Genomic DNA, 25,727 nt, shown 5'->3' with positions numbered 1-25,727 from the left:
GGAGGGGCTTGCGGATGAGAATTGCAATGGTCGTCGCGTTGACTGCGACAGTGGCAGGGTGCGTATCGTCTCCGGTCCAGTATGGAGCCTCGCTCTCGACACAAGACCCGAAATGGCCAACGCCGGAATGCCAGCAGGCGCGCACGGAGGCCTTGAAGTACGACAGGCGCGAGAAGGAGAATCCCGGATGGGCCGCTGGCGTCGTGCTTGGGCCTTACAGCATGGGGCTCGTTGCGGCCATCAAGGAGAATGAGCAGAAGCGGCGCCGGCTGCTCGCACGCGAGGTGCATTTGCAGTGCTCAAGCCTGCCCTTGCCGAGGGATCTGGACTTCGATCCAAAGATCTACGCGCCAAAGCCGACGCATTATCCCTGAGGGTGGCTTGCCGGCGGCGATCATGATGCGCCCTTGGCGTCAGAGGCCAGTCGACCGGCCCGCGCAGCTCGGGTAACAATGACCGTCTTTGGCGAAAGGGGTCCAATGCGGCAAGTGCCCATCGTGATGCAGCCGTTTGGCGGCATGGCGAACAAGATGTTCCAGTACATGTTTTGCCATGTGCTGGCGAAGCGTATCCCCGGTGGCTATGTCTGCGACGCCGACCTGCCGGAATGGTCCATTGCCAGGGTGCGGCCGCCTTTGTTGTGGAAATACCGGCTGCTTCGGGTCGACGGCTATCACCGCTACGACCTCGACGGGATCATAGCCGCGTTCCGCGACAGGCGGGCGCGGAGCATCCGCTTCAAGGGCTTCGCGCAGCGGCTGGGTTATTATGACCGGGACGAGGTCTCCGGGCTGTTCGACGGGCGTGCCGTCGCCGCGCCGACCCATGGCGACGATTTTCTCGTCATCCATGTGCGGGCCGGCGACATCCTCGACGGCTTCCACCGCAACTATTGCCCGATGCCATTCGGCTTCTTCGAGACGCTCATCAAGGATAGCGGCCGCAAGCCGGTCTTCGTCGGCCAGACCCATGACGACAACGATTATTGCCGGCGCCTGCGTCAGCGTTTTCCCGATGCTGTCTTCGCGCCGAAGGCGTCGCCATTGACGGATTTCGAGACGCTGCGCCGGGCGAGCCATCTCGTCACGGGGGTGAGCAGCTTCTCCTGGCTGGCCGGTTGGTTGTCTTCGGCGCGGACGATCCATCTGCCGGTGGCCGGCATATTCGACCCGCGCATCAGGCCGGATATCGACTTGCTGCCGCTTGACGACCGGCGCTATCGGTTCCACCAGTTCGACATGGGCGACTGGACGGGCTCTTCGGAGCAGCTTGCAGCATTTTATGGCGACGCGATCCCGTTCCGGCAGGTCGAGCCTCAAGCAGCAGCCGGTGGCGCGGGGAAAGCGTTGCGATGAGAATTCCGTTTTCCGTTAACAGGCCGGTGATCTGCGCGATCATGAAGCTGGAGCAGCCCTATGTGATCGAGTGGGTCGCCTGGCACAAGCTGCATGGCTTCGACCTGATGATCGCCGACAACTGCAGCGCCGGACCGCAGACGGCGGTGCTCCAGGCGTTGCGCGATGCCGGCTGGATCCGGCTGGTCGACTGGCGACACGACACGGTGCTGCCGCAGCGGCGGGCCTATTCCTATCTTTACTGGCAGGCATTGCTCCACGGCTATCGCTATCTGGGCTTCATGGACGCCGACGAGTTCCTCGAGCCGCTCGACGCGCCGCCCTGGAGCGGAGCCGAACTGGTCCGCTCGCTTTTGAGCCGCCCGGGCGTGCGCAGCGTCGCCTTTCGCTGGGTGAATTTCGGCAGCGACGGCAAAGAGGCCTATGACGACGAACTGGTGACGGTGCGGTTTCAAAGGCGCGGCACGCATGACGCCCCGACCGCGCGCTGGAAGAAGTCGTTTGCCCGCGTGTCCTCGGTCCTGCGCAAGGCGCTGCGGGATCCCGGGCAGTTCATGCCGCACCCGCACGGTTTCCGCATCTCGCTGCGCAGGACGCTGGTCGACGGCATGACGCTCGACAAGCACCCGGCGGCCATGCCGATGGAATGGAAGATCGGCTGGATCCGCCACTATGCCGTGAAATCGAGGCAGGAACTGGCCGACAAGCATGCCCGCGGCGGCGGCTTCACGCCGTCGAGCGAGGCGCCGTCGCTGGACGAGTACCGGGTATCGAGAGATCAGAACGATATTCTCGATCCGCTCGACGATGCGACGGTGGGCGCCTTGCGGGCAAAGGTTTCGGAAATCGTCAGGTCGCTCGACCCGGCGGTCATCGCCCAGACGCGGCCGCTTTTCACGCAGCGGGGTCGAGGATCAGCGGCGCGGTAGCCATGCCGTGAAACGACATCGTGGCGCGGCGCTCGGCATTTGCGGCATCGAGCCGCCATCCGGGCGCACGGGTGAACAGGGCTTCTATCATCGCCGCGATCTCGATACGGGCGACATGTTGCCCGAGGCAGACATGCAGGCCGGTGCCGAAGGTCATCGACATGGCTGGCGGGCGCGTGAGGTCCAGCCGGTCGCCATCGGCGAAGACGGCATCGTCGCGATTGCCGCTGCCGAGCACCGGCACGACCGCTTCGCCAGCCGCAATCCTGACGTCGCCGAGGTCGATGTCCTGCGCCGCGATGCGGGCGACGGCGTATTGCACCGAGGCGCCATAGCGCAGCAGTTCGGCCGCCGCGCTGCTCCAGTCGACAGCGCCGCGCTCGAGCAGCGCGCGCTGTTCGGGAAAGCGATCCAGCGCAACAATTGCGTTGCCGAGAGCGTCGACGACAGTCTCCTGTCCGGCAAACAGCATGAAGACGATGTTGGCCACCATGTCCCCGCTCGACCAGCGGCCTTGCGCAACCTCCCGCACCATGCCGGCAACCATTCCGTCCGGCCGGTAGGCCTGTCGAGCCAGCCGCTCCTCGACAAAAGCTTGGCATTCGCGATAGGCCTCGGCGCTTGCTGCCGGCGGCTGCGCTCTTCGCAGGTCGAATGCGCTGGCCATGCGGCGGGTCACCGATTTCAACGCCCAAGGGTCCTCGATCTCGATGCCGAGGATTTCCTGCAGCAGCCAGAAGGACACCGGCACGGCGAGCCCGGCGACGGCGTCGACGCGGCCATCCGCCAGCGCACGCTCGACCAGCTCGTGGCTCAGCGCGCGAAGACCTTGCGTCAGCGCTTCGATGGCCGGCCGTGAGAAAAAGCCAGCGACCGGCCGGCGCAAGGCGCCATGCTGAGGCGGATCGGCGAGCAGCACCGAGCGGCTGAGCAGAGCCATGGGCGCATGGTCGACGAGCTTGCGGCGGACCTCTTCATATGTACCCGGCGGCGCCTGAAGAAGAGCGGGATGCTTCAGCGCGCCCGACACCAGCTCATGGCTGAACACATAATGCGCGTCGGCCAGCTCGGGATAGGGCGCGACGCCGCGCGCAATGCCGCCGGCGGCGCGCATGCGGGCGAAATGCGGAAACGGGTCGTCGCCGAGCGCGAACGGATCGAAATGCGGAGCTGTCATGACGGCTCGAATCTCATGCCTTGAGATTCTTGGCTGAAATGACCCTGAAGCCGCCTGACGTGGCGTCCTGCGGGAAGAAGTCCGGCATGACGTAGAGGAACTCGCATCCGTAGACGCGGTAGTGCATGCGCAGCAGCGGATCGCGGATGATCTCTTCCAGCGGCGGTCTTGTGCCGGTCTGGTTCCAGCGGTCGATGGTGGCGCGGAACCGCGCATCGGCCTTGACATGATCATACTCTTCGCCCGAGGAGCCGGCATAGGACGAGCAGCGGCCATCGCCGATCAGCCAGCTGGCGCCCAGGCGGCGGCCGTGGCTCTCCATCTCCTTCAAGAGCCGCACCGCCGTGTTGGAGCCGCGATGGCTCGGCCGGACGCAGAGATTGTAGGCGTAAAGTGCGTAAACCGGCTCGCTGCGCGGCAGCGATGCATAGGCATCGAAATTCCTGGGGAAATCGGCGCGCACCAGCGGATCCTGGCTGGTCTCGGTAAAGCAGATGGTGCCAGCAAGCAGATCGCCATCGATCGCGCCGAACATGGTGTGTCCGAGTGCCAGCCGGTGGCGGATGGTCGTTTCGCTCGCCTGCAGCGGTGCGGCCCAGGCGGCAGCCTCAAGCTCCATCAGCAAAGGGATGTCTTCCAGGTCTAACCGGCGGATGGGTATCGCAACATCGTCTAAATTCATGTGTCGGCTGCCTCGACTTCTAACGCGTTGATGGCGCATGGCAGTTTCTTGCCAATGCGGTTTGCAGCTTCACGGAAACGTCAACCTGTTCTATCTCCTGTTTGACGCATGCCGGATGGAGAACCATTTCACGGCTTTCACAAGCCTGTCTAATTATCATGGTTCCCCTTTGCAATTACATACGGACAACGGAAACGCATGATATTTTACGTCGCGCACCGGGAGCACGCCTACACGCAGGCGGTGGTGCTTCTGTATCACCGGACTGACCTGGAGGCGTGGTTCCGGCTGGTGCGCTACGAGGATGCCGGGCTGCTGCGCGGCGTTCGCGCCGGGGTGGTCATCTGGTCCGACATGGACCGGCTGACATCGGACGAATTGAGCCGCGCGGCCGGCATCAGCGCCGAACTGGCTGACAACACCGGCCTGACGCAGCTCAATCACCCGACCGCCAGCCTGCAGCGCTTCGACCTGCTGCGCCTGCTTCATGCCGACGGCAGCAACGCTTTTCGTGTGTTCAGGCCGGACGAGCTGGAAGAGGCGATACGCTATCCCGTTTTCATCCGCGACGAGACGGGCGCACTCTACAGGGAGCCGCCGCTGCTGCACGACCGGCCGGCGCTGGACGCCGCGATCGCCCGGCTGGACGGTAGCGATCTGGTGCGGCCGATGGTGGTGGAGATGATCGGCACCCCCGGAATGGACGGTTATTTCAGGAAGTACGCGGCGTTTCGGGTCGGCGATACGATCTACGGCCAGCATTGCGCCATGTCGAAATCGTGGTTCGTCAAGAATTCGCCCGAGCAATTGCTGCCGGCGCATATCGAAGAAATCAGGACCTATATCGATACGAATCCTGACGCCAATGCGGTCATGCAGGTCTTCGAAAAAGCCCGCATGCAGTATGGCCGCATCGACTACACTTTCGTGGACGGCAGGCTTGTAGTGTTCGAGGTCAACAGCAACCCCACCGTGCTCAGCGACCCGCCGACGCCGTTCGCCATCTATGACCCCAAGCCCTTTGCCGATCTTCAGGCCGACGCGCTGCTCGCGCTGCCGCAGGCTACCGAGGCGGGCTCGCTGGCTGCAATCGACACCGCCCACCAGTCGGCGCTGGCCAAGTTGCGGCGCCATTACCAGATGAGGCGGTTGAAGTTAACGCTGCGAAAAGTGCTCAGGAAGAGGAAATAGCCGCCGCCTCCTCCGCAACCCGAAAGTACACCACGTCAAGTTTCGTCGGATCTTGTCACAGCCTGCCTGGAACCAAATCACGGGCTAGATTGTTCAAGTTTGTTACGACGCCGACGAGCCCTGCCGGTTGGGCAAGCGGCGATCCTGAGGAGCTCCCACCATGACCATCTCGTCCAGCTTTCGTTCGCTCGCGGTTGCGGCCATCACAACTGTGTCCGTCAGCGCTGCCAGCGCCGCGCATGCCGATAGCGGCACGATCCGCTTTGCCGTCTACAAGGCGGCCTTCTTCGTCGGCGGTTCCGGCGGCGAGGGGACGCTGACCTTCCACGGCCGCTCCTATCCCATCACGATCGGCGGCGTTTCGGGCGGCTTCGCCTTCGGGGTTTCCAAGACCTATTTCCGGGGCACCGTGCGCCATATCCGCAGGGTGCGGGATGCGACCGGGGTTTATGGCGCGGCCGGCGGTGGCGGCGCGCTTGGCAAGGGCGCGCAGGTGATCGTCATGACCAACGACAAGGGCGCCACGCTTGAACTCACGGGCCGACAGGTGGGGCTGCAGGTGAATGCGGATCTGAGCGGGATGGCGATTTCGTTGAAGTAAGGGGGCGCTCCCTCGCGTTCTCGGTGGGGTAAGCTCGTCTGGGGCGATGATAATCGCCTATGGCTGCGCCAGCCCCCTCATCCGGCCGCTTCGCGGCCACCTTCTCTCCGCTGGGGAGAAGAGGCTGGCGTTGACGCTGGCGCCCTCCTCTCCCCTCGGGGAGAGGTCGGATTGCCCGAATTGCCCTTCGCAATTCGGTTGGCAATCCGGGTGAGGGGGAACTTGCTCCCGTGCGCTTGGCCTGAACCTTGGATGGGGAAGCTTCGCCCAATGCAGCGTCGGGCGCCAGCCGCCTACCGCTCCTCCACAATCCGCAAATACGCCGCCGTCACGAACAGCACGATCAGCCCGAACAGTATCCGTCTCGCCCCCTCCGGCATCTGCAGGATGGTCAGCAGTGTTGTCAGCACGGTCAGGATCAGGGCGCCGATGATGGTGCCGGTGTAGCCGCCGCGGCCGCCGAAGATGGAGGTGCCGCCGATGACGGCGGCGGCGACCGAGGGCAGCACCAGCGGTTCGGCGAGCGACAGCGAGGGGGCCTTGATCAGGCCGATATAGAGCAGGCCGGTGAGGCCGGCGAGCACGCTGGAGGTGACGTAGAGCGCGGTGATGACCTGCCAGTATTGCACGCCCGACAGGCGGGTCGCGCGCTCATTGTCGCCGACGGCGTAGAGCAGGCGGCCGAAGCCGGTGCGGGCGAGCGTGAAAACGATGAGGGCGGCGAGCGGCACGAACAAAAGCAGCGCGTTGGGGAAGCCCCATGTCACGCCGGTGCCGAGCCAAGCCAGGAAGTCGGGGATTTTTGCGCCCGACGCGATGACGGTGCGCTGATAGACCTGCAGGCAACCGGTGCCGATCAGGCTGGTGCCCAGCGTCATGATCAGCGGGTGGACGCGGAAGACGCCGACGCCGATGCCGTTGACGAGGCCGATCAGCACCGCCGGCATCATCGCCAATAGGAACGCCACCGCCGGATCCTGGTTGACCACTTGCGTGGCCATGATGAAGGCGCTCATCGTCGCCACCGTGCCGACCGACAGGTCGATGCCGCCGGTCAGCATGGTCATGGTCTGGCAGCCCGCCAGGATCGCCAAGGGAATGGCGAATTTAATAGTGTTGGCGATCCAGCGCTCGTTGACGATGCCGGGGCGCAGGACCTGCAGGATCACGACCAGGATGATCAACAGGATGATTAGCGGAATGAGCGGGCGGTCGGCCATGAAGCGTTTTATGCGGCGGCCGAAGGGGACGGGGGTGATGGCGGCGGTGCTCATGGGGTTTGCCCAATGTTCTGCGAGGACGGCGCTCTACGGCGCCCCCCTCTGGCCTGCCGGCCATCTCCCCCACTTGTGGGGAGATTGGCAGCTTCAGCGCCTCGCTCATTCTTGCAAGGTTGGAGATTGGCGAAGGTCGTCGCGACATCCAATCTCCCCCCTTGTGGGGGAGATGTCCGGCAGGACAGAGGGGGGCGCGATGGAACGCTGACGTCTCTCTGCGACAGCCCGCCCATCACTGCCGCCCCCGCATCGTGATAAACGCGCCGAACATCACCACCGCCACCATGATCAGCCCCTCGATGATGGCGGTGACGTTGGGGTCGATGGCAAGCAGCGTAAGATCCGTTCGCACCAGCCTCAGCACGAAGACGGCGACGATCGGGCCGAGCAGGCCGCCCTTGCCGCCGCCGAGCGCGACGCCGCCCAGCACCACGGCGGCGACGCTGGCGAGCAGATAGGGGCCGGGGATGGGGGCGCCGATGCCGGTGCTCATGGTCAGCGCCAGGCCGCCAAAGGCGGCGAACAGACCGGACAGCGCATAGGCGATGATGCGGGTGCGCTTGACCGGCACGCCGGAGCGGAACGCCGCCAGTTCGCTGGAGCCGATGGCGTAGATGGAGAGGCCGAGGCGCGAGCGCCTGAGCGGTATCCAGATGACGCAGAGGCAGACGATCAGCACCAGCAGGGCCTTGGGCAGCCAGGCGTCTATGGCGTCGGGCAGGCCGGGGATCGGCACGGTGCCGGAGATCAGCGCCTTCAGCCATTCGGCGATGCCGCCGCCCGGCGCGTCGAGCACCAGCAGGGCGGCGCCCTGCAGCACGAACAGCATGGCGAGGGTGACGACAATGTCGGGCACGCGGGTGACGACGATGAGCAGGCCGTTGAGCGCGCCGAGCACGAAACCCATGGCGAGCACGAAGGGCACCACGAACAGCGCGTATTCCTCGCTCGCGCCATTCATCATCGACGCCGCGGTGACGCTGGTCAGCGCCATCATGGCGGCGACCGACAGATCGATGCCGCCGGCGATGACGACCACCGTCTGCGCGGCGACTGCGAAGGCATAGGGCAGAACGGCGCGGGCGAGCGAGCCGAAATCATTGCTGCCATAGGCCGGCTGGATGATCCTGGTGGCGATGAACAGGACGATGAGCAGGGCGAACAGGCCGACGACCCAGCCTTGGCGGCGCAGGAAATGGCTCATGGCGCGGCCTCCGGCGAAGCCGAAGTGTTCGCGGTCGGATCAGCCAATATGCCGATATCGGCCTTGGCGCCGCGCGGCAGGCCGTAGGCGGCGCGCATCAGCGCAGGCTCGTCGGCCTCCTCGACCGGAAAAATGTCGACGAGGCGGCCGCCGAAGATGACGATGACGCGGTCGCAGACGCGCTGCACCTCTTCGAGTTCCGAGGTGTAGAACAGCACCGACTTGCCGTTGCCGGCGAGTTCGCGCAGCAGCTTGTAGATCTCCTGCTTGGTGCCGACATCGATGCCGCGCGTCGGGTCGAAGCACAGGATGGTGCGGGCATCCGCCGCGATCCAGCGGGCGATGGTCACCTTCTGCTGGTTGCCGCCGGACAGGCGCTGCACCTCGCCTTGCGCGCGGGTGTCGATCTGCAGCCGCTCGATCGCGCTGAGCACGGTCGCGCGTTCGCGGCGCATGTTGATCGGACCCCAGTTGCGCAAGGCAGCGCTGAAAGGCAGCGCGATGTTTTCGCGCACCGAGCGCTGCATGGCGAGCGCTTCCGAGCGGTCGCCCGGCACATAGGCAATGCCGGCGCGGATGGCGTCGATCGGATGCGAGAATTTCACCGGCTGGCCATCGACTTCGATCGTGCCGCCGGAGGGCCGGATCAAGCCGGCAAGGGCGGCGAACAACTCGTCCTGGCCCTGGCCTTCGAGCGCGACGACGCCGGCGACTTCGCCGTCGGCGAGATCGAAGGAGACATCGCTGAGCTTGGCGCCGACGCGCAGGTTTCGCACCGAAATGCGCGGCCGGGTGGTCGCGGGCGCGCCCTTCTCGGCGGCACTGCGGGCAGCGACATGGGTTTTCACGATGCGGGTGCCGAGCATCAGCTCGACGATCTTTTCTTCCACGCCCGGCACGATGTCGACGACGCCGACGGTCTCGCCGTCGCGCAGCACGGTGGCGCGGTCGCACAGCGCCGAGATTTCGACGAAGCGGTGCGAGATGAAGATCACGGCGCGGCCCGAATCGCCTTGGCGGCGCACCACTTCCAGCACCTTTTCGGCGAGGTTGGCGGGCAGGGCCGCCGTCATCTCGTCAAGCAGCAGCACGTCGGGCTCGACGGCGAGCGCCCGCGCCAGGTCGAGCACGCGCAGCACGGCCAGCGGGATGTCGCGCGCGGTGTCGCGCAGATCGAGGTCGGCAATGCCGAGCTCGCGCACCCAGGCGCGGAACGGCTCGACCGGCGTGCCGGTGAGCCTGAGATTGGAGAGAACGTCGAGATCGGGGATCAGCGACGGCTCCTGGTAGACGGGCAGCAGCCCGGCGCGGCGCGCGGCGGCCGGCGAGCGAATGTCGCGCGCTTCGCCGCGGATCAGGATGCGGCCGGCGTTCGCCGGAATGGCGCCGGTGAGGATCTTCACCAGCGTCGACTTGCCGGCGCCGTTGGCGCCCATCAGCGCGTGCACTTCGCCGGGCAGGACGGAGAGCGACGCGTTGCGAAGTGCTGCAACTGCACCGTAGTTCTTGGCGACGCCGGTGGCGTCGAGGACGGGGCTGGTAGTCAAATGGTTTGTTGTCAAAATTGATGGTTCCAGAAACTAATGTCGGCGCTCTACGGCGCCCCCTCTGTCCTGCCGGACATCTCCCCCACAAGGGGGGAGATTGGCAGTTCCGGCGCCGCCCCTCGTCTTGCGACGTAGAAAATTAGCGAAAGCCGAGATGACAGCCAATCTCCCCACCTGTGGGGGAGATGTCCGGCAGGACAGAGGGGGCGCCGTAGAGCGCTAGTCTGTGTGGCGAGGACGGCCGTTCGCCGTCCTCGCCAGTTCATTCAAACCAGGCTTACTCCCCCGGCCCCTTGCAGGCCACGATCTGCTCCTTCGTGTAGGTCGTCCACTCCGGGATCGAGATCGAGACCGGCCATTCCGGGCTGAGCGACGGGTCGGCGGCTGCCTTCAGCTTGGCCTTGCCTTCGTCGGTCGCGTTGTCCCACAGCTGCGGGTCGACCAGCACGGTCTGCTGCGCTGGCTTCTTGCCGTCGAGGATCTGCAGCGCCAGCGTCACGCCCGCGCCGCCGATCGAGCCGGGGTTGGTGACGGCTGCACCGACGAGACCTTTCACCGAGCTCAGCTGGCCGACGAAGCCGGCATTGTCGGCGCCGACCACCGGCACCAGCGGCGCCTGCGATTCGACCAGCGCGTCGACGATGACGTTGTCGATGCCCGACGTCCACACGCCGTTGAACGGCGTGCCGGTGGCCAGGAACGACAGCATCTGCTGCTTGGCCTGATCCTGCTGCCAGCCGGTGAAGACTTCCTGCGCCACCTTCACGCCGGGGTTTTCGGCCAGCGCCTTCTTGAAGCCTTTGTCGCGATCGCTGTCGGCCGAGGCGCCGGCGGCACCGCGCATGTAGAACACTTCGCCCTTGCCGCCCATCTGCTGGAACAGCCATTTGGCGCCGAGATAGGCATACTGTTCCTGGTTGTTGGAGATGATGTAGGCCGACGGTTCGGTCACCGCCTGGTCGACGGCAACGACGACGATGCCGGCCTTGGTGGCTTCTTCCAGGCCCGCCTTGATGCCGGCGGGATCAGCGGGGTTGACGACGATGGCGTCGACCTTGGCGCTGATCAGATTGCGGATGTCTTCGAGCTGGCCGGCGGCATCGGTGTTGCGGTGGGCGATGTTGAGCTTCGTCACTTCGCCCGAAGCCAGCGCCTGCGCCTTCATGGCGCAGACCATTTCCTCGCGCCAGCCATTGCCCTGCACGGTGTTGGAAATGCCGATCGTATATTTGGCTTCGGCCGACGACACGCCCATCGATGCCAGCAAGGCAGCGCCCGCAAGCAACGGGACCATGGTCAGTATTTTCTTCATGTCAGTACTCCTCCACATTGTTGTTTTTCGTCTCAGGGTCAGACCCTTCGGCAGGTTCAGACCAAGTCATTCACCTCGTCATTTGACGAAGGGGCGCAGCACGTCGCGGGCGAGCAGGAAGCCCCGCTTCACCGCATCGTCGTTGCCTTCAAACCGCCTGTCCTCATGTTCGATGATGACCGAGCCGTCATAGCCGGCGCGGTAGAGGCCGGAGAAGAAGCCGCTCCAGTCGACATCGCCCAATCCCGGCATGCGCGGCACCTGCCAGCCTATCCCGGCGGAAAGGATCCCGCGCTCATACAAATTATCATGATCGATCATCAAATCCTTGGCGTGGACATGCAGCATGTAGGGGCCGAACTCCTTGATGAAGCGGCCCTGGTCGATCATTTGCCAGACCAGGTGCGAGGGGTCGAAATTCATGCCGACCTCGCCGCCCCAGGTTTCGAGGATGCGCCGCCAGACCAGCGGCGAATAGGCGATGTTGTGCCCGCCCGGCCATTCGTCATAGCTGAAGATCATCGGGCAGTTCTCGAAGGCGAGTTTTACCCCGTGATCGCGCGCATAGGCGACGGTCTCGGGCCAGACTTTCAGCGCGTCCTGCCAGTTGACGTCGACGGTCTTCGAGGCATCGCCACCGCAGAAGGTGTTGACCACCGGCACGCCCATATTGGCGGCCAGCACGATGACCTTCTTCAGATGGCCGATGACGGCCTCGCGATGGGCAGGGTCCGGATGCAGTGGGTTGGGGTAGTAGCCGAGGCCGGAGACCGTCAGCTTCTTTTCCGTCAGCGAGGCGACGATCTCCTTGGCCTGCGCGGGCGAGGTGGAGGCGGCGTCGATATGGCTGGTGCCGGCATAGCGCCGCGTCGCGCCGGAGGTCTTCGGCCAGCAGGCGATTTCCAGCGCCTCGAAGCCGGCCGAGTGCGCCCAGCCGGCGACCTCGCCAAGCGGCGTCTCCGCAAACGGTGCTGTAAGAACTCCAAGTTTCATTCTGCCTCCCTAGACCCGACGACTATAATGCCGATTGTTTGGATCGCTTCAACCTCGCGACCTCATCTTGTTCAAGACTGTGCCGGACAGCCGCCATCGGATCGTCCGACAGCAGGTCGCCCAGCGCCGATGTGACGGCCGCGCGGAACGTATCGTCGGCGGCAAGGCCGGGGTCGAATATCCCGTCGATGGCAAGGATGGCGGACACCAGCGCGCTGGCATCGTGACCGGTCGCATCGGCGATCGCGGCGACCTTGCCGGCATAGGGATCCAACACCGGCCAGCGTTTGCCGAAGCGTGCGGAAGCATGGATGAGATAGGCGATCCAGCCGGCGACCGGCACCGACAGGAGGCCTATGCTCTGGCCCATTGCGAGCCGGTCGCGGATCGGGTTGAGCAGGCGCTGGACGATCTTCTGCGAACCGTCGGTTGCGACCTGGTGGTTGCGGTGGCGGATCGCGGTGTTCTTCAGCCGGGCAAGACTCTGCTCGACATAGGCAAGCGGCAGGATGCCCGGCACCGGCATCAGCGTCGGCACAGTCTCTTCGACCAGCATGCGCCTGATGAAGTCCGACAGCAGCGGGTCGGCCATGGCATCCGATGTGTGCTCGAGACCAGCCAGAACGCCGAGCGTGGCGAGTGCCGTCTGGGCGCCATTCAGCACCCGCATCTTGAGATGCTCAAACGGCGTGACGTCGTCGACGAAGGTGGCGCCGACCAGATCCCAGCGCGGCATGCGGCCGGCGAATTTTTCCTCGATCACCCACTGCCGGAACGGCTCACCGACAGCGACGGCGGCATCGTGGTAGCCGAACCATTGCTCGACACTGTCGAGGTCATCTTGCGTTACCGCCGGCGCGATGCGGTCGACCATTGACGAAGGGAAGGCGGAATTGGCTGCGATCCATGCGGCCAAGCCATTGCCGCGCTGCCTGGCGAAGGTCTGCACGACATTGGCTAGGATAACGCCATTGGCCGGAATGTTGTCGCAGGACAGCAGTGTCAGCGGCCGCCCATTTGTGGCCCTGCGCTGCTCCAGCGCCCGCACCAACAGGCCGGGGACGCTGCGCGGCGTCTCGGGGTTGGCGAGGTCGTGGACGATATCAGGATGGCCAAGGTCGAGTTCGCCGCTGGACGGGACGTGGCAATAGCCTTTTTCCGTCACTGTCATCGTCACCAACTCGATATCGGGTGAGATCAGCACGCCGAGCGCCGGTGCCGCACTCTCCTGGCTGTCGACCACCCGGACGATGCTGCCGATGACGCGCGCCTCGATGTGGCTGTTCTCGCGGATCAGCCTTGTGTACAGCCCGCCCTGCCGTCCCAGCGTGTCGGCAAGGCTGGGCGGGCGGATGTTGATGCCGACGATGCCCCAGCGGTCGAAGCGCAGCGAGATGAGATCGTCGGTGTATTCGGCCTGATGGCAGCGGTGGAAGGCGCCGACGCCGAGATGCGCCATGCCGGGCGAGAGGAGCGTACGGTCATAGGAAGGTGTCTGCACCGATGCCGGCAAGCGATCGAGCAGCGCCGGCCCAAGCGTTTCGATGGAAGCGCTCACCGGTTCGCCCCGATCACCGCCTGCTCTTGGTCGACAACCGCGCCGGTCATCGGGCCGGCGGCGTCGGACAGCAGGAAGACGGCGAGGCTGGCGATGTCGTTCGGGGTCAGCAGCCGCCCGAAAGGCTGCGCGGCATTGGCCTTGTCGAGCCAGCCGGGGCCGTTGCCCAATGTCTCCGCCTGCATGATGCGTTCGGCCGGCGTGTCGGTCCAGCCGACATTGATGCCGTTGACGCGGATGCGGTCGAAGCGGTGGGCGTTGGCGGCGTTCCTGGTCAGCGTCGCCAGCGCGCCCTTGGTGGCGGAATAGACGGCAAGCTCCGGCGAGCCGCAATGGGCGTTGATCGACAGAATGTTGAGAATGGCGCCACCTTGGCCGCGCTGCTTCATGTCGGCAATCGCCGCCTGCATCAGGAAGAACGGCGCGCGCGCATTGACGGCAAACAGTGACGCCCAGTCGTCGAGGCTGGCGTCGAGGAAAGAGGCGCGATCGGTCAGGCCGGCGGCGTTGACCAGCGCATCGATGCGGCCGAAGCGCTCGATGCAGGCCTCTGCCAGAAGGGTGGGGGCGTCAGGATCGGCAAGGTCGGCGGCGACGAAGATGGTCGGCGTGCCCAATTGCGAAAGCTCGGCCGCCACGGCCTCGCCACGCGCCCTCTCGCGCCCGGTGACCAGCAGCCCGGCGGCACCGGAACGCGCCAGCGTCTCGGCAATGGCGCGGCCAATGCCTTGCGTCGACCCGGTGACCAGAGCCACCTTGCCGTCAAGCCGGATCTCCATTCCTCCTCCCGGGAATAAAGTTTCTATTTGAGAAATATGGAACGGCAATTCCCGATAGTCAATTGGACCAGTGACGCCTCATTCGCCGCGCCGCGCCGCCACGTCATGGACCAGCGCCATCCCAACGGCGAGCGAGGCCGCCAGTGAGCGGAAGCCGGCAAAGTCGGATTCCACCACTTCCAACCAGCTGTCCGAGAGCGGGATCAGCGGGCTGAAGGTGCTGTCGGTGACGGTGACGATACGCGCCTTGCGCTCATGCGCCACCGCGACGAGATCGGGCGTGATCGAATTGTAGGGGCTGAAGGAGACAGCGAGCACGGCATCCCGGCCGCCGATGCAGCCGATCTGGTCGAGTGCGGAGGACCCGACATTGTCGACCAGCACGTTGCGCACGCCTTGCTGCGAGAGCGTCAGCGAGAGATAGGCGGTGACGGGAAAGGCGCGCTTGGAGCCGATGACATAGATCAGCTCGGCCGCCGCCAGCAGCGCCACCATCTTGTCGAAACTCTCGACGTCGAAGCCGGCCTCGATGCGGCCCAGCGAGGCCTGCGATGCGCCGACCATGCCGTGCAGGAAATGCAGATTTGGCTCGGTCTCGGTGCGCGGTTCGCCGCGCCCTTCCGGCCATGAGCCCTTGATGTGCTCCTTGAACAGGCCCTGGAAATCGGAAAAGCCGGAATAGCCGAAGATCTGGGCAAAGCGCACCAGCGTCGAGGGCTGCACGCCGGCCTGTGCCGCAACCTGCGCGATGGTGCCGAGCGCGACGTCGCTCGGGTGCTGCCACAGGAAGATCGCCACCTGGCGCAGCCGCTTGGGGAAATGCACCGTGCCCGACGACAGCACCGCGCGTAGCTCCTCATAGGTCTGCGGCTGGATGTAGCCAAGCGCGGCCAGCGAGCGCCCGCGCTTGCGCGTCGCCGCCTCGTCGGTGCTGGACCGTGCGGATGCCTTGCTTGCCCCACTCATGATTTCAGGCTAGCGCGATACGATCGTTTTACAATATGAAAATTGGAAATCATGTTCGAAAGCGGTCTGCCGGGAGGAGCTTGAAAATGGTCTACGCAACATCGGACGGGTCGGCCGGCAAGCGCCTGCGGGTCGGCATGGTCGGCGGCGGCCGCAACGCTTTCATCGGCGCGGTGCATCGGCTCGCCATGCGCCTCGACGACCAGATCGTGCTGGTCGCCGGCGCGCTGTCGTCGGACCCGGAAAACGCCGCCGCATCGGCCGCCGAGATCGGCATCGCGCCGGATCGCAGTTATGCCGACTATCGCGAGATGGCGCGAACCGAAGCAGCGCGGCCGGACGGCATCGAGGCGGTGGTCATCGTCACGCCCAACCATCTGCACGCGCCGATCGCCACGGCCTTTCTCGAGGCCGGCATCGACGTCATCTGCGACAAGCCGCTGTCGACGACGCTGGATGAGGCCGAGGCGCTGGTGGCGCTGGCGAGGGAGAAAAAGCGTCGCTTCGTCGTCACGCTCAACAACACCGGCTACGCCATGGTCCGCCAGGCGCGCGAGATGGTGGCGGCGGGCGCGCTTGGCCGCATCGTGTCCGTGCATGGCGCCTACATCCAGGACTGGCTGACCACGCCGATCGACGCCGAGGGCCAGAAGCAGGCGGAGTGGCGCACCGATCCGGCGCGCGCCGGGCAGTCGGCGGTGCTGGCCGATATCGGCGTGCATGCCTTCGACCTGGCAAGCTATATCTCCGGCTGTGAGGCCGAGGCGGTGTCGGCGGATCTGTTCACTGCCGTGCCGGGACGCCGGCTCGACGACAATGCGCATGTGCTGGTGCGCTGGACCGGCGGGGCGCGCGGCACGATCCTCGCCAGCCAGACCTCGCCCGGCCACTACAATGATCTCTCGGTGCGCATCTATGGCGACAAAGCCGGGCTCGAATGGTCGGGTGGCCGGCCGGAGGAATTGCGCTTCTCACCATATGGCGAGGAAACCCGCACGCTGGTGCGTGGCGGTCACGGCTCGACCGCTGAAAGCCAGCGCGTGTCGCGCATGCCAGCGGCGCATCCGGAGGGATATATCGAGGCCTTCGCCAATTTCTACCGCGACGCCGCCGATATCATTCGCGCGCACCGTTCGGGCGGGACGGTTGATCCGGCGCGCGCGGCACAGGTGCCCGATGTCGTCGATGGCGCGCGCGGGGTGAAGTTTGTGGCGGCGGCGGTGGAGTCGAATGCTGCGGGTGGGGCTTGGACGGCGGCAAGGTTCGGGTGAGGCGAGCTATCCCTTGATCGCCGAGCCGACGATGGAATCGACGAAGAAGCGCTGCAGGAAGACGAACAGGATGAGCGGCGGCAGCACGGCCAGCGTCGCGCCGGCCATCACCAGGCCGGTGTTGACCGCACCTCTGTTGTAGCTGAGCAGGCGGCTCAGGCTGATGACGATCGGATAGGCGTCGGCATTGCCCTGCAGCACGGTCAGCGGCCACAGATAGCTGTTCCAGTGGTAGACGAAGGCGAAGAGGGCCAGAGCCGCGATTGCGGGGGCGATGCTGGGCGCGACGATCTTGTAGAGGATCAAGAACTCCGAGGCGCCGTCCATGCGCGCGGCGTCGATGAGCTCGTCGGGAACGCCGGAGATGAACTGGCGCATCAGGAAGATGCCGAAAGCATTGGCGAGATTGGGCACGATGATGCCGGCGAGGCTGGCGTTGAGGCCGATCGAGCCGACCAGGCGATAGAGCGGGATCAGCGTCACGATCGGCGGCAGGAACATGGTGGCGATCAGCACAGAGAACAGCAGCGACTTGGCGGGGAAGTGGTATTTGGCGAAGGCGTAGCCGGCCATCATGCTGGTCAGCAGGATGCCGGCGGTGGTGATCGAGGCGATGACCAGGGAATTCCACATCGAGCGGCCGACATTGACCACGCCCGACACCTTCTCATAGGCGTCGAAGCTCGGCGTAAGGGGGATCCACACCGGCGGCACCTGCATGCTCTCGGCCGGCGTCTTGAGGCTCGACAGCACCATCCATACCAGCGGGAAGGCCGAGGCGACGGCGACCAGCAGCATCAGCGTCGCCAGCAGCGCCTTGCGGCCCGACGGGCGCCGGCGCGACAGCCGGCTCGACGATCCCGCGCTCATTCGTCGTTCTTCCGGTTGGCGAAGGCAAACAGCGCGCAGACGACGACAATCAGCGAAAGCATCAGCATCGCCGCCATGGCCGAACCCAGTCCACCCTGCGCACGCTCGATGCCGACGCGGCGGATGTGGTAGGTCAGCACATTGGTCGAGCCGACCGGCCCGCCCTGCGTGATCAGGGCAACCGGCTCGAACACCTGCACGGCGTTAATGATGGCGATGACGGCGCTGAACAGAAGCGTGCGCCGTATCAGCGGCAGGGTGATGAAGCGGAACTGCTCGAAACGGTTGGCGCCGTCGAGCTTTGCTGCTTCATACAGGCTGCCGGGGATTTGCGTCAGTCCGGCGATCGCCAGCACGGTGAAATAGCCGACCTGCTGCCAGACATTGAGGAAGACGATCGAGATCAGCGCCGAGCGCGGCGACGACAGGAAAGGCTGCGGGCCGATGCCGATAAGGTCGAGCATCTGGTTGAGAGGGCCTTCGCTCGGCGAATAGAGTTTCGACCACACCAGCGCGACAGCGATCATCGGCACCATGTAGGTGGCAAACAGCACCGTGCGCAGCGCCGTGCCGCCGGCGACGTCGCGCTGGTAAACCATCAGGCCGAAGGCCACCGACAGAGGCAGGATGAGGACGACGGAGAGCGCGGTGTAGACGGCTGTGTTGACGAGCGCGGCCTTGAAATCGCGGCCGACCGAGGAGACCCCAAAAATCTCGCGGAAATTGTCGAGGCCGACGAAGCCGGCGCTGGAAAACGGTGTCTGCGTCGACCAGTCCTGGAACGACAGCCAGACGGTGAGCAGCATCGGCAACAGGACGAAGATGCCGATCAGCGTCACGGCGGGCGCCAGCATGATGCCCGCCGAGGCACGGTACCTCTGAATCATTATTTGGCGGCGCGCTCCAGGATCGAAATGGCGTCGGCCTGCGCCGTCGCCTGCGCATCCTTGGCCGAGACCTGGCCATACTGCAACGCCTCGAGCGTCTGCTGCAGCGATTCCGAGAATTCCTGGCCGCCGGGCACGACAGGGAACGGCTTGGCGTCGGTGAGCACGCTGACATAGCCGGAGAGGAATTCCGAGCCGAGCTTGTCCTTGTGCGCCTCGATGTCGGAGAGGCGTGAGGGCAGGATGCCCATCGACATCAGGATATCCGACATCGCGGAAGCGCCGTTCTTGCCGGACTTTGGATTGTTCAGCCAGGCGAGGAAGTCCCATGCCGCCTTCTGCTCGGCGGCACCTGCATTGGCGTTGACCACGGTCATCCAGGAGTAGGATATCGAATGCGGCTTGTCGCCGCTCGGGCCGACGGGAATAGGCGCCGTTGCAATGTCGGCGAACTTGTCGCCCATGCCGGCCTTCAGTGCGCTCTCCCACCAATTGGCCATGATGATCATGCCGGTCTTGCCGGAGACGAAATTGTCGAGGAAGGGGCCGGTGGTGTTGGCGTCGGCTGTCGCCATCGAAGGCACGCTGGCGCCGGACTTGATCAGGTCTTCATAGAGCTGGAAAGTCTCCGCGGCCTGCGGCCTGTCGAGCACCGGCTTGCCGTCCTTGACCAGGTCGCCGCCATTGGAGACCAGCAGCGAGGCGAAGGGGTGGACGACACCGGCGGCCCATGAATTGATCATGCCGAAGCCTTGCTGTCCCGCATCCTTGTTGGTCAGCTTCTTGGCCGCATCCTTGAACTCGTCCCAGGTCTTGGGTGGCGCCGCGATGCCGGCCTGCTTGAACAGCGCCTTGTTATAGTTCAGCGCATAGACGTCGATTTCGTTGGGGATGCCGTAGAGCGTGCCGCCGACCGAGGCGGCGCTGGTGACGCCCGCCGGCCAGGCGGCCTTGACCTCGCTGGCCACCGCATCGGGAGCGGGCGCGACCAGCTTGTCGCGCGCCAGTTCCGGCAACCAGAGATCGTAAATGCCGCCGATCGTCGGACCGTCCGCGCCGCCGCCTTGCGAGCGCAGCGTGGTCAGGAGGTCGCCGAAGGGGACGGCGCGCACGGTGACGCTGACATCCGGATTGGTCTTGGCATAATCCTTAGCCGCCGCTTCCAGCAGCGCGACCGTCTCCGGCGACCAGTGGGTGAGATAGGAGATGTTGACCGATTGCGCCCAGGCCGTGGCGGGCAGGATGGCGAGGCCTGCGGCCAGTGCCAGTTTCGACGTCCAGGCAAACGACATTCCTCATCCTCCTATCGGTTCACAATGACGTTATGACAAGTTAGCGCGGCGACGCAAGGGCTTGCTGGCGAAAAAGTCTCACATGGTACGGTCACAGATTTCTTTGCGGCGCTGGAATGTGGATATTTATCGTTATGTAACAAGCGGATGCGGGTACTGCAATGTCGTGAGGGGGCCAACGCCGCCATTCCTGAGGCGCAGCAGACCTCTTGCGAATACCGCCATGTCGTTATAATGACTTTTGCCGAACCAATGACTTCTCACGGCACCGGAACGCCGCGGGACGCCAAGACAGAGAACAATGGGAGACTGGCAATGAGCATGCTTTCACTTCACCGGCGCGCAGCGCTTAGGCTGATCGGCGGCCTTGCCGCCGCCTGCGCGGGCGTCTTCGCCTCATTGCCGGCGCGAGCCGCCGACAGCACGGTGACGCTGTGGAGCTGGCGCACCGAGGACGAGGCCGCGATGCGCCGCATCTTCGATGCCTTCGAGGTGAAGAATCCCGGCATCAAGGTCGCCATCCAGTTCACGCCCGATGCCGATTACCAGAACCGGCTGAGCACGGCGCTGCGGGGCGGCCGCGGGCCCGACATCGCCCAGCTCAAGGCCTATGGCGAATTGCAGCCCTTCGTCGAGGCCGGCTATCTCGATGCGCTGGACGACAGCGTGCCGGAGCTGAAGAACATGGAGGACGCGGCGCTTGGCGGCGCGCGCGGCCGCGCTGACGGAAAAGTCTACGGTGTGCCCTACTCGGTGCCGATGATGGGCGTCTTCTACAACCAGGATATTTTCGCCGCCCAGGGCATCGAGATCCCCAAGACCTACAAGGATTTCACCGCTGTCTGCGAGAAGCTTAAGGCGGCCGGCATCACGCCGATCGCCACCGGCGGCGCCAACGGCTCGGCCTGGGAGCTGGAGATCGCCGTCGGCGTGGTCGGCCCGACCATCTATGGTCCTGAATTCTACGACGAGATGATGAGCGGCAAGGCGACGTTCGAGGATCCGCGCTATGTGGCGGCGCTGAAGCGCTTCGCCGAGCTGAAGCCGTATTTCCCCGACGGCTTCGCCGGCATCGACTACACCACCGCCACGCAGCAGTTCATCGGCGGCAGGGCGGCGATGTTCCTCGGCGGTTCGTTCGAGAACGGCAGCCTCAAGGCGCAGAACCCGAAGCTGAAATTCTCGATCTTCCCGTTCCCCGCGGACGATGCCGGGGCAAAACTCTACACCTCGGCCTTCTCCGACGGCTCCTATGGCCTGGTCTCCGAGAGCCAGAACAAGAAAGCCGCGACCAAGGTGCTGGGCTTCATGGCTTCGGCAGAGTTCGCGCAGATGTTCGCCGACGAGCTCGGCTGGCCGCCGGCCCGCACGGATGTGACGGTGAAGGATCCAGTGCTGGCCTCGATGATGGAGATGGCGAAGAATTCGACGCCCTATCTGACGCTGGTCGGCTTCCGCTGGCAGTCGCCGACGGCGTCTTCGGTGCTGCAGTCGGAGATCATCGACATGGTCGAAGGCAACATCGCGCCGGAGAAGCTGGCGGCCGACATGCAGGCCGCGGTCGCCACCTGGTTCAAGCCGAAGCAGTAGGCGCGGCCGGTCGCAAAAGCGGCCGGCCTCTCACGGACCAGAAAAGCGCATGAGCACCCTTCGCCGCACCAGCAGCCTTCGCCGCACGCAGCAGCGCATGGCCGTGCTGTTCATCCTGCCGGCGCTGGCGGTCTATGCGCTGTTCGTCCTCTATCCCCTGGGGATGTCGCTGTGGGGCAGCTTCTTCGTCTGGAAGGGGCTGCGCATGGTCGAGTTCGCCGGCCTGTCGAATTTCTCAAGGCTGTTCGTTTTCCCCAGCGGCGCGCGGATCTACGGCGCGCTGTGGCACAACACCGCCTGGTTCTTCGGCATCATGGTCTTCCAAAATGGCCTCGGCCTGTTGTTCGCCTGGCTGCTGTTCCTGCGCGACAAGGGTGCGGCCTTCTTCCAGTCGGTGTTCTTCTTTCCGGCGGTGCTGAGCCCGGTCATCGTCGGCGCGCTGTGGCGGTTGCTTTTGGCACCGGGCGGCGTCGTCGAATGGGCGCTGAACGGGCTCGGCCTGCACCAGGGCAGCCTGACCGTGCTCGGCAACAGCCACACCGCGCTCACCATGCTGATCGCCGTCGATGCCTGGAACTGGATGGGCCTGCCGGTGCTGATCTACACGGCAGGTCTGCGGCAGATTTCCGGCCAGATTTTCGAGGCGGCAAAACTTGACGGCGCCGGCAATGCGCGCATGCTGTTCTCGATCGCGCTGCCGCTGCTGATGCCGGCGCTGGGCACGCTGACGACGCTGTCGTTCATCAACACCTTCAACCAGTTCGACATCGTCTATGTCATGCAGGGCGTGCAGGGCAATCCGAGCTATTCGACCGACACGCTGGTGACCTACTTCTACCGGCTGGCCTTCGGCGCGGAAGGCGCTGTCGGCATCACCGATATCGGTCTGGCGCTGGCGCTCGGCACCATGCTGTTCTTGATCCTCAGCATCGGCACGCTCATGATGCTGCGCTTCTTCGACCGCCGCACGGTGCAGCTATGAGCGCGCTGGCGATTTCGCAAAGGCCGGCCATCTCTCGGCAGCTGGCGCGGCTGCCCGGCTGGACGGTGCTGATCGTATGGACGGCGGCTGTGCTGTTGCCGCTCTACATCCTCATCGTCTCCTGTTTCAAGACCACGGCCGAGATCTACGACAACAGGCTCGGCCTGCCGCAAAGCTTTGCCTTCGATAATTTCGTCAACGCCTGGACGCGCGCCGATCTCGGCCAGAATTTCATCAACAGCCTGATCGTCACCGGCGGCGCTGTCATCCTCACCATCGGCGTCTCGGCGATGGCCGCCTATCCGCTCAGCCGCTACAAGCTTGGCTGGAATGCCATCATGCTCGGCCTGTTCCTGTCAGGCATCATGCTGCCGATCCGGCTCGCCTCGGTCGAACTGTTCACGCTGATGCGCAATCTCGGCCTGCTGGATTCGCTGACCGGGCTGATCCTGGTCTATTCGGCGGTCCGCATTCCCTTCGCCGTGTTCATCTTCGCCAATTTCATGCGCGTCTTACCCTCCGAGTTGGACGAGGCGGCGCGCATGGACGGCGCCGGCGAGGTCCGCATCCTGTTCCAGATCATCCTGCCGATGGTCAAGCCGGCGGTGTCGATCGTGGCCATCTTCACGGCGATCGCGGTGTGGAACGATTTCTTCTTCCCGCTGATCTTCATCTTCGACGACCGCTACAAGACGGTGCCGCTGGCGATCAGCGTCTTCGTCGGCCAGTTCCGCACCGACTGGGGCCTGGTGTTCGCCTCCCTGGCGATATCCATGGCGCCCATCCTGATCATGTATTGTCTGCTGGCGCGCCAGATTCGCGAAGGCGTCGGTACCGGAGGGGGCATGAAATGATCGAAGACAGGATTTATGCGGCGAAATCCATCCTGGTGGTCGGCGCGCACGCCTTCGATGCCGAGGTGATGGCCGGGCCGCTGGCGGCCGCTGCCGTCAAGCGCGGCGCCACGGTGACCTTCCTGCATCTGACCATGGGTGAGCAGGGCCATCCGTACCTGGTTCCCGCGCATTATTGCGTGCAGAAGGAAGAGGAAGCGGGCAGCGCGGCGGAGCGGCTCGGCGTCACCATGCGTGGCTTTGGCCTGCGCGACGGCTTCCTGCCCACAGACGATCAGACGGCGCTCGAGGTGGGCGACATCATTCGCGAGCTGAAACCCGAGATCGTCATCACCCATTGGCATGGCAGCTGGCACAAGGACCATCGCGCCGCCGCGCATTTGACGAAGACCGGTATCTTCTTCGCCGGACTGCCGACCGTTGCCAGCGACCATCCGGCGCACACGCCGCAACTGCTGCTGTTCGGCGAAAACTGGGAGGACGATGACGGCTTCCGGCCCGAGCATCTCGTCGATGTCAGCGACGGGTTCGAGGCCTGGCGCGACGCGGTCATGGAGTATGAGCTGGCGCGCGGCCTGAGCAGCTTCCCCTATGTGGACTATTACAGTTCGCTCTACCGGCTGCGCGGCTGCCTGCGCGGCACGCGCCATGCGCAGGCCTTCGCGGCGGCGTCGCATTCGTGGAATGCCGGCAGCGGCCTGTTCTCGCTCCCCTTCGGCAAAGGGTCCGGTCGATGAGGCGGGTACTCGCCATCGACCTCGGCGGCACCAATCTGCGCGCTGCCGTATCTCCGGGCGATGTCGGTGCGTTGGAGGCGCTGGGCAGCGAGCCGGCGCCGGCAACCCTTGATGCCTTCATTGCGCGCATCGACGCGCTGTGCGCTGAGGCCGGGCCGGTCTCAGCACTTGGCATCGCAGTGCCGGGTCTGGTCGAGGGCTCAATCTGCCGCTGGATCCCCAACCTGCCGTTCCTCGACGGCGTCGACATCCAGACGCTGTTTCCCAAACTGCGCGTAGCGATCGGCAATGACGCACAGATTGCGCTGCTGGCGGAGGCTGTCGAAGGCAGTGCGAAAAACATGTCGGATGCGATCCTGCTCGCCATCGGCACCGGCATCGGTTCGGCGGTGCTGGCCAATGGCCGCATCGTTGCCGGCGCGCATGGCGGCGCCTGCTCGTTCGGCTGGGCCTGCGCCGACGTCAAAGATCATGGCGAGGAGCGCAGCGGCTGGCTGGAGCGCGTCGCGTCGGGCCGGGCGCTTGATGCCCTTGCCGGACAGATCGGCCTTGCCGACGGCCGCCAGCTGATCGCCGCTGCCCAGGCCGGCGAACTGGCCGCACTCACCTTGCTTGAACTGCCGGCGCGACAGCTCGGCACCGCGCTTGCAGGCGCTGTCGCGCTGCTCGATCCGCAAGCGGTTCTGATTTCGGGTGGTTTGGCGGAGGCGCTGGATGTGATCCGGCCGCCGCTGCTTGCAGCGCTGCGACGCCAACTGCCGCCGCATCTGCGCGGCATCGACGTCAAGCCCGGAAAATTCGGTCCCCGCGCCGGCCTCGTCGGCGCGGCGCTGGCCGGCGCCGTTGGGCAAGGGTGGAGGCAGGTGCGATGAGCGAAGCAAGCTTTCAGCAGCCGGACCGCAGACGGCCGGAGCCGCTCTGGTATCAGGTCGAAGAGGCGATCCGCGCCATCGTCAAGAGCGGCGAATGGGCAACGGGCGACCAGATCCCGGCGGAGGACAGGCTGTGCGCCCTGTTCGGCGTCAGCCGTATCACGCTGCGCCACGCGCTGCGCAATCTCGAGGAGGCCGGGCTGCTCAGGCGCGAACATGGCCGCGGCACGTTCGTGCGCTCGACCACGCTGGTCGCCGGCACGCGCGAACTGACCAGCTTCACCCAGGAGATGGGCAATATGGGCGTGGTCGCGGGCTCGCGTCTGCTCGACTGCAGCCTGACCACCGCCAACGCGGCGGCTGCCGGCGCGCTGGAGATCGAAGAGGGCGATCCGGTGGTGCGCATCCGCAGGCTGCGGCTCGGCAACAACGAGCCGATCGGCATCCAGACGGCGCAGCTGTCGGCCGTGCGCGTGCCGGGCTTCCTCGATGCCGGCCTGCTGCAGGGCTCGCTCTACGAGGCGCTGGAGCGCCATTACGGCATCGTGCCGGTGGCCGCGCGGGAGAACTACCGGGTCGGCGCGGTCGGCGCGGCGGACGCCGAACTGCTCGACCTCGCTGTCGGCAGCCCGGCCTTCGTCGTCGAACGCATCACCACCGACGAGCGCGGCCCGTTCGAATTCACCGTCTCGATCATGCGCGGCGACCGCTACGAAATCCGCTCGACGCTGCGCGCCGGACGCGTGCCGCTGAACCCAAGAAGCTGATCCATTCCAGACCGACACATCAAACAGGAGTACC

General features: G+C 65.2%; 25 protein-coding genes. 12 read left to right on the top strand and 13 right to left on the bottom strand.

The genetic code is table 11. The annotated features are described in order from the left end of the window. The first annotated feature begins 14 nt into the window (after positions 1–14). The 3 genes from NLY37_RS18130 to NLY37_RS18120 all read left to right on the top strand — a co-directional run bounded on the left by NLY37_RS18130 (position 15) and on the right by NLY37_RS18120 (position 2,284). Positions 15–374, top strand: coding sequence for a hypothetical protein (locus tag NLY37_RS18130; RefSeq protein ID WP_023735095.1), 360 nt, complete (start codon positions 15–17; stop codon positions 372–374). Between the two features lie 105 nt (positions 375–479). Further along, positions 480–1,355, top strand: coding sequence for an alpha-1,2-fucosyltransferase (locus NLY37_RS18125; protein ID WP_023735094.1), 876 nt, complete (start codon positions 480–482; stop codon positions 1,353–1,355). After that, the gene (locus tag NLY37_RS18120) at positions 1,352–2,284 is read left to right on the top strand and encodes a glycosyltransferase family protein (protein WP_023735093.1); all 933 of its coding nucleotides are present in this window, start codon (positions 1,352–1,354) and stop codon (positions 2,282–2,284) included. The genes NLY37_RS18125 and NLY37_RS18120 overlap by 4 nt, the downstream gene beginning before the upstream one ends. Here the strand turns inward: NLY37_RS18120 and NLY37_RS18115 are convergent. Both NLY37_RS18115 and NLY37_RS18110 read right to left on the bottom strand, forming a co-directional pair. Beyond that, a complete protein-coding gene (locus NLY37_RS18115) occupies positions 2,250–3,461 on the bottom strand; it encodes a cytochrome P450 (protein ID WP_023735092.1) in 1,212 nt (403 codons plus the stop codon). The genes NLY37_RS18120 and NLY37_RS18115 overlap by 35 nt on opposite strands. A gap of 13 nt (positions 3,462–3,474) precedes the next feature. Beyond that, positions 3,475–4,143 (bottom strand): GNAT family N-acetyltransferase, encoded by a 669-nt coding sequence (locus tag NLY37_RS18110; RefSeq protein ID WP_031202403.1) that lies wholly within the window; start codon positions 4,141–4,143, stop codon positions 3,475–3,477. A 198-nt stretch (positions 4,144–4,341) separates the two neighbouring features. On the opposite strand from NLY37_RS18110, the gene NLY37_RS18105 reads away from it, so the two are divergent. Both NLY37_RS18105 and NLY37_RS18100 read left to right on the top strand, forming a co-directional pair. Beyond that, on the top strand, positions 4,342–5,334 hold the full coding sequence (locus NLY37_RS18105; RefSeq protein WP_023735091.1) for a hypothetical protein: 993 nt from the start codon (positions 4,342–4,344) through the stop codon (positions 5,332–5,334). Positions 5,335–5,494: 160 nt separating this feature from the next. Next, complete coding sequence (locus NLY37_RS18100) at positions 5,495–5,935, top strand: lipid-binding SYLF domain-containing protein (RefSeq protein WP_023735090.1); 441 nt, start codon at positions 5,495–5,497, stop codon at positions 5,933–5,935. A gap of 293 nt (positions 5,936–6,228) precedes the next feature. Here NLY37_RS18100 and NLY37_RS18095 read toward each other — a convergent pair whose 3' ends face one another. From NLY37_RS18095 to NLY37_RS18060, 8 genes are all read right to left on the bottom strand, one after another. Further along, positions 6,229–7,209, bottom strand: a complete 981-nt coding sequence (locus NLY37_RS18095) for an ABC transporter permease (RefSeq protein WP_023735089.1) — start codon at positions 7,207–7,209, stop codon at positions 6,229–6,231. A 235-nt stretch (positions 7,210–7,444) separates the two neighbouring features. Continuing rightward, a complete protein-coding gene (locus tag NLY37_RS18090; RefSeq protein WP_023669686.1) occupies positions 7,445–8,416 on the bottom strand; it encodes an ABC transporter permease in 972 nt (323 codons plus the stop codon). Then, the gene (locus tag NLY37_RS18085) at positions 8,413–9,963 is read right to left on the bottom strand and encodes a sugar ABC transporter ATP-binding protein (RefSeq protein ID WP_023740861.1); all 1,551 of its coding nucleotides are present in this window, start codon (positions 9,961–9,963) and stop codon (positions 8,413–8,415) included. Before NLY37_RS18085 ends, NLY37_RS18090 begins: the two co-directional genes overlap by 4 nt. 277 nt (positions 9,964–10,240) lie before the next feature. After that, positions 10,241–11,275, bottom strand: coding sequence for an ABC transporter substrate-binding protein (locus tag NLY37_RS18080; RefSeq protein WP_023704174.1), 1,035 nt, complete (start codon positions 11,273–11,275; stop codon positions 10,241–10,243). Positions 11,276–11,353: 78 nt separating this feature from the next. Continuing rightward, on the bottom strand, positions 11,354–12,268 hold the full coding sequence (locus NLY37_RS18075) for a sugar phosphate isomerase/epimerase family protein (RefSeq protein ID WP_023740862.1): 915 nt from the start codon (positions 12,266–12,268) through the stop codon (positions 11,354–11,356). A gap of 22 nt (positions 12,269–12,290) precedes the next feature. Next, the gene (locus NLY37_RS18070) at positions 12,291–13,826 is read right to left on the bottom strand and encodes a mannitol dehydrogenase family protein (protein ID WP_023740863.1); all 1,536 of its coding nucleotides are present in this window, start codon (positions 13,824–13,826) and stop codon (positions 12,291–12,293) included. Continuing rightward, positions 13,823–14,605: an SDR family oxidoreductase gene (locus NLY37_RS18065; RefSeq protein WP_023740864.1), complete on the bottom strand. Its 783-nt coding sequence runs from the start codon at positions 14,603–14,605 to the stop codon at positions 13,823–13,825. Before NLY37_RS18065 ends, NLY37_RS18070 begins: the two co-directional genes overlap by 4 nt. A 78-nt stretch (positions 14,606–14,683) precedes the next feature. Continuing rightward, positions 14,684–15,571, bottom strand: a complete 888-nt coding sequence (locus tag NLY37_RS18060; RefSeq protein ID WP_023740865.1) for a MurR/RpiR family transcriptional regulator — start codon at positions 15,569–15,571, stop codon at positions 14,684–14,686. Between the two features lie 86 nt (positions 15,572–15,657). Here NLY37_RS18060 and NLY37_RS18055 point away from each other — a divergent pair, with 86 nt between their 5' ends. Then, the gene (locus tag NLY37_RS18055) at positions 15,658–16,842 is read left to right on the top strand and encodes a Gfo/Idh/MocA family protein (protein WP_023740866.1); all 1,185 of its coding nucleotides are present in this window, start codon (positions 15,658–15,660) and stop codon (positions 16,840–16,842) included. A gap of 6 nt (positions 16,843–16,848) precedes the next feature. Here NLY37_RS18055 and NLY37_RS18050 read toward each other — a convergent pair whose 3' ends face one another. The 3 genes from NLY37_RS18050 to NLY37_RS18040 are packed head-to-tail and all read right to left on the bottom strand — an operon-like array spanning position 16,849 to position 19,891. Then, positions 16,849–17,712, bottom strand: coding sequence for a carbohydrate ABC transporter permease (locus NLY37_RS18050; RefSeq protein ID WP_023710857.1), 864 nt, complete (start codon positions 17,710–17,712; stop codon positions 16,849–16,851). Then, the gene (locus tag NLY37_RS18045; protein WP_023740867.1) at positions 17,709–18,599 is read right to left on the bottom strand and encodes a carbohydrate ABC transporter permease; all 891 of its coding nucleotides are present in this window, start codon (positions 18,597–18,599) and stop codon (positions 17,709–17,711) included. The genes NLY37_RS18050 and NLY37_RS18045 overlap by 4 nt, the downstream gene beginning before the upstream one ends. Next, positions 18,599–19,891, bottom strand: a complete 1,293-nt coding sequence (locus NLY37_RS18040; protein ID WP_023740868.1) for an ABC transporter substrate-binding protein — start codon at positions 19,889–19,891, stop codon at positions 18,599–18,601. The genes NLY37_RS18045 and NLY37_RS18040 overlap by 1 nt, the downstream gene beginning before the upstream one ends. A 315-nt stretch (positions 19,892–20,206) precedes the next feature. Between NLY37_RS18040 and NLY37_RS18035 the strand changes: the two genes are divergently transcribed. From NLY37_RS18035 to NLY37_RS18010, 6 genes are read left to right on the top strand one after another with little or no spacing between them, the layout of a single operon-like run. Next, positions 20,207–21,481: an extracellular solute-binding protein gene (locus tag NLY37_RS18035; protein ID WP_023740869.1), complete on the top strand. Its 1,275-nt coding sequence runs from the start codon at positions 20,207–20,209 to the stop codon at positions 21,479–21,481. Positions 21,482–21,530: 49 nt separating this feature from the next. After that, the gene (locus NLY37_RS18030; RefSeq protein ID WP_031245929.1) at positions 21,531–22,463 is read left to right on the top strand and encodes a carbohydrate ABC transporter permease; all 933 of its coding nucleotides are present in this window, start codon (positions 21,531–21,533) and stop codon (positions 22,461–22,463) included. Then, entirely contained in the window at positions 22,460–23,317 is an 858-nt protein-coding gene (locus NLY37_RS18025) for a carbohydrate ABC transporter permease (protein WP_023740871.1), read from the top strand. Before NLY37_RS18030 ends, NLY37_RS18025 begins: the two co-directional genes overlap by 4 nt. Further along, positions 23,314–24,054 carry a PIG-L deacetylase family protein gene (locus NLY37_RS18020; RefSeq protein ID WP_031195993.1) on the top strand — a complete coding sequence of 247 codons (741 nt, stop codon included), beginning with the start codon at positions 23,314–23,316 and terminating at the stop codon, positions 24,052–24,054. The genes NLY37_RS18025 and NLY37_RS18020 overlap by 4 nt, the downstream gene beginning before the upstream one ends. Next, positions 24,051–24,926 carry an ROK family protein gene (locus NLY37_RS18015; RefSeq protein ID WP_023740872.1) on the top strand — a complete coding sequence of 292 codons (876 nt, stop codon included), beginning with the start codon at positions 24,051–24,053 and terminating at the stop codon, positions 24,924–24,926. Before NLY37_RS18020 ends, NLY37_RS18015 begins: the two co-directional genes overlap by 4 nt. Continuing rightward, on the top strand, positions 24,923–25,693 hold the full coding sequence (locus NLY37_RS18010; RefSeq protein ID WP_023683130.1) for a GntR family transcriptional regulator: 771 nt from the start codon (positions 24,923–24,925) through the stop codon (positions 25,691–25,693). Before NLY37_RS18015 ends, NLY37_RS18010 begins: the two co-directional genes overlap by 4 nt. The last annotated feature ends 34 nt before the right edge of the window (positions 25,694–25,727 follow it).

This window comes from Mesorhizobium sp. C395A, assembly GCF_030323205.1.
Taxonomy (GTDB): Bacteria; Pseudomonadota; Alphaproteobacteria; order Rhizobiales; family Rhizobiaceae; genus Mesorhizobium.
The sequence above is the reverse complement of the archived record's forward strand: the minus strand, read 5'-3'. Positions and strand labels throughout refer to the sequence as shown.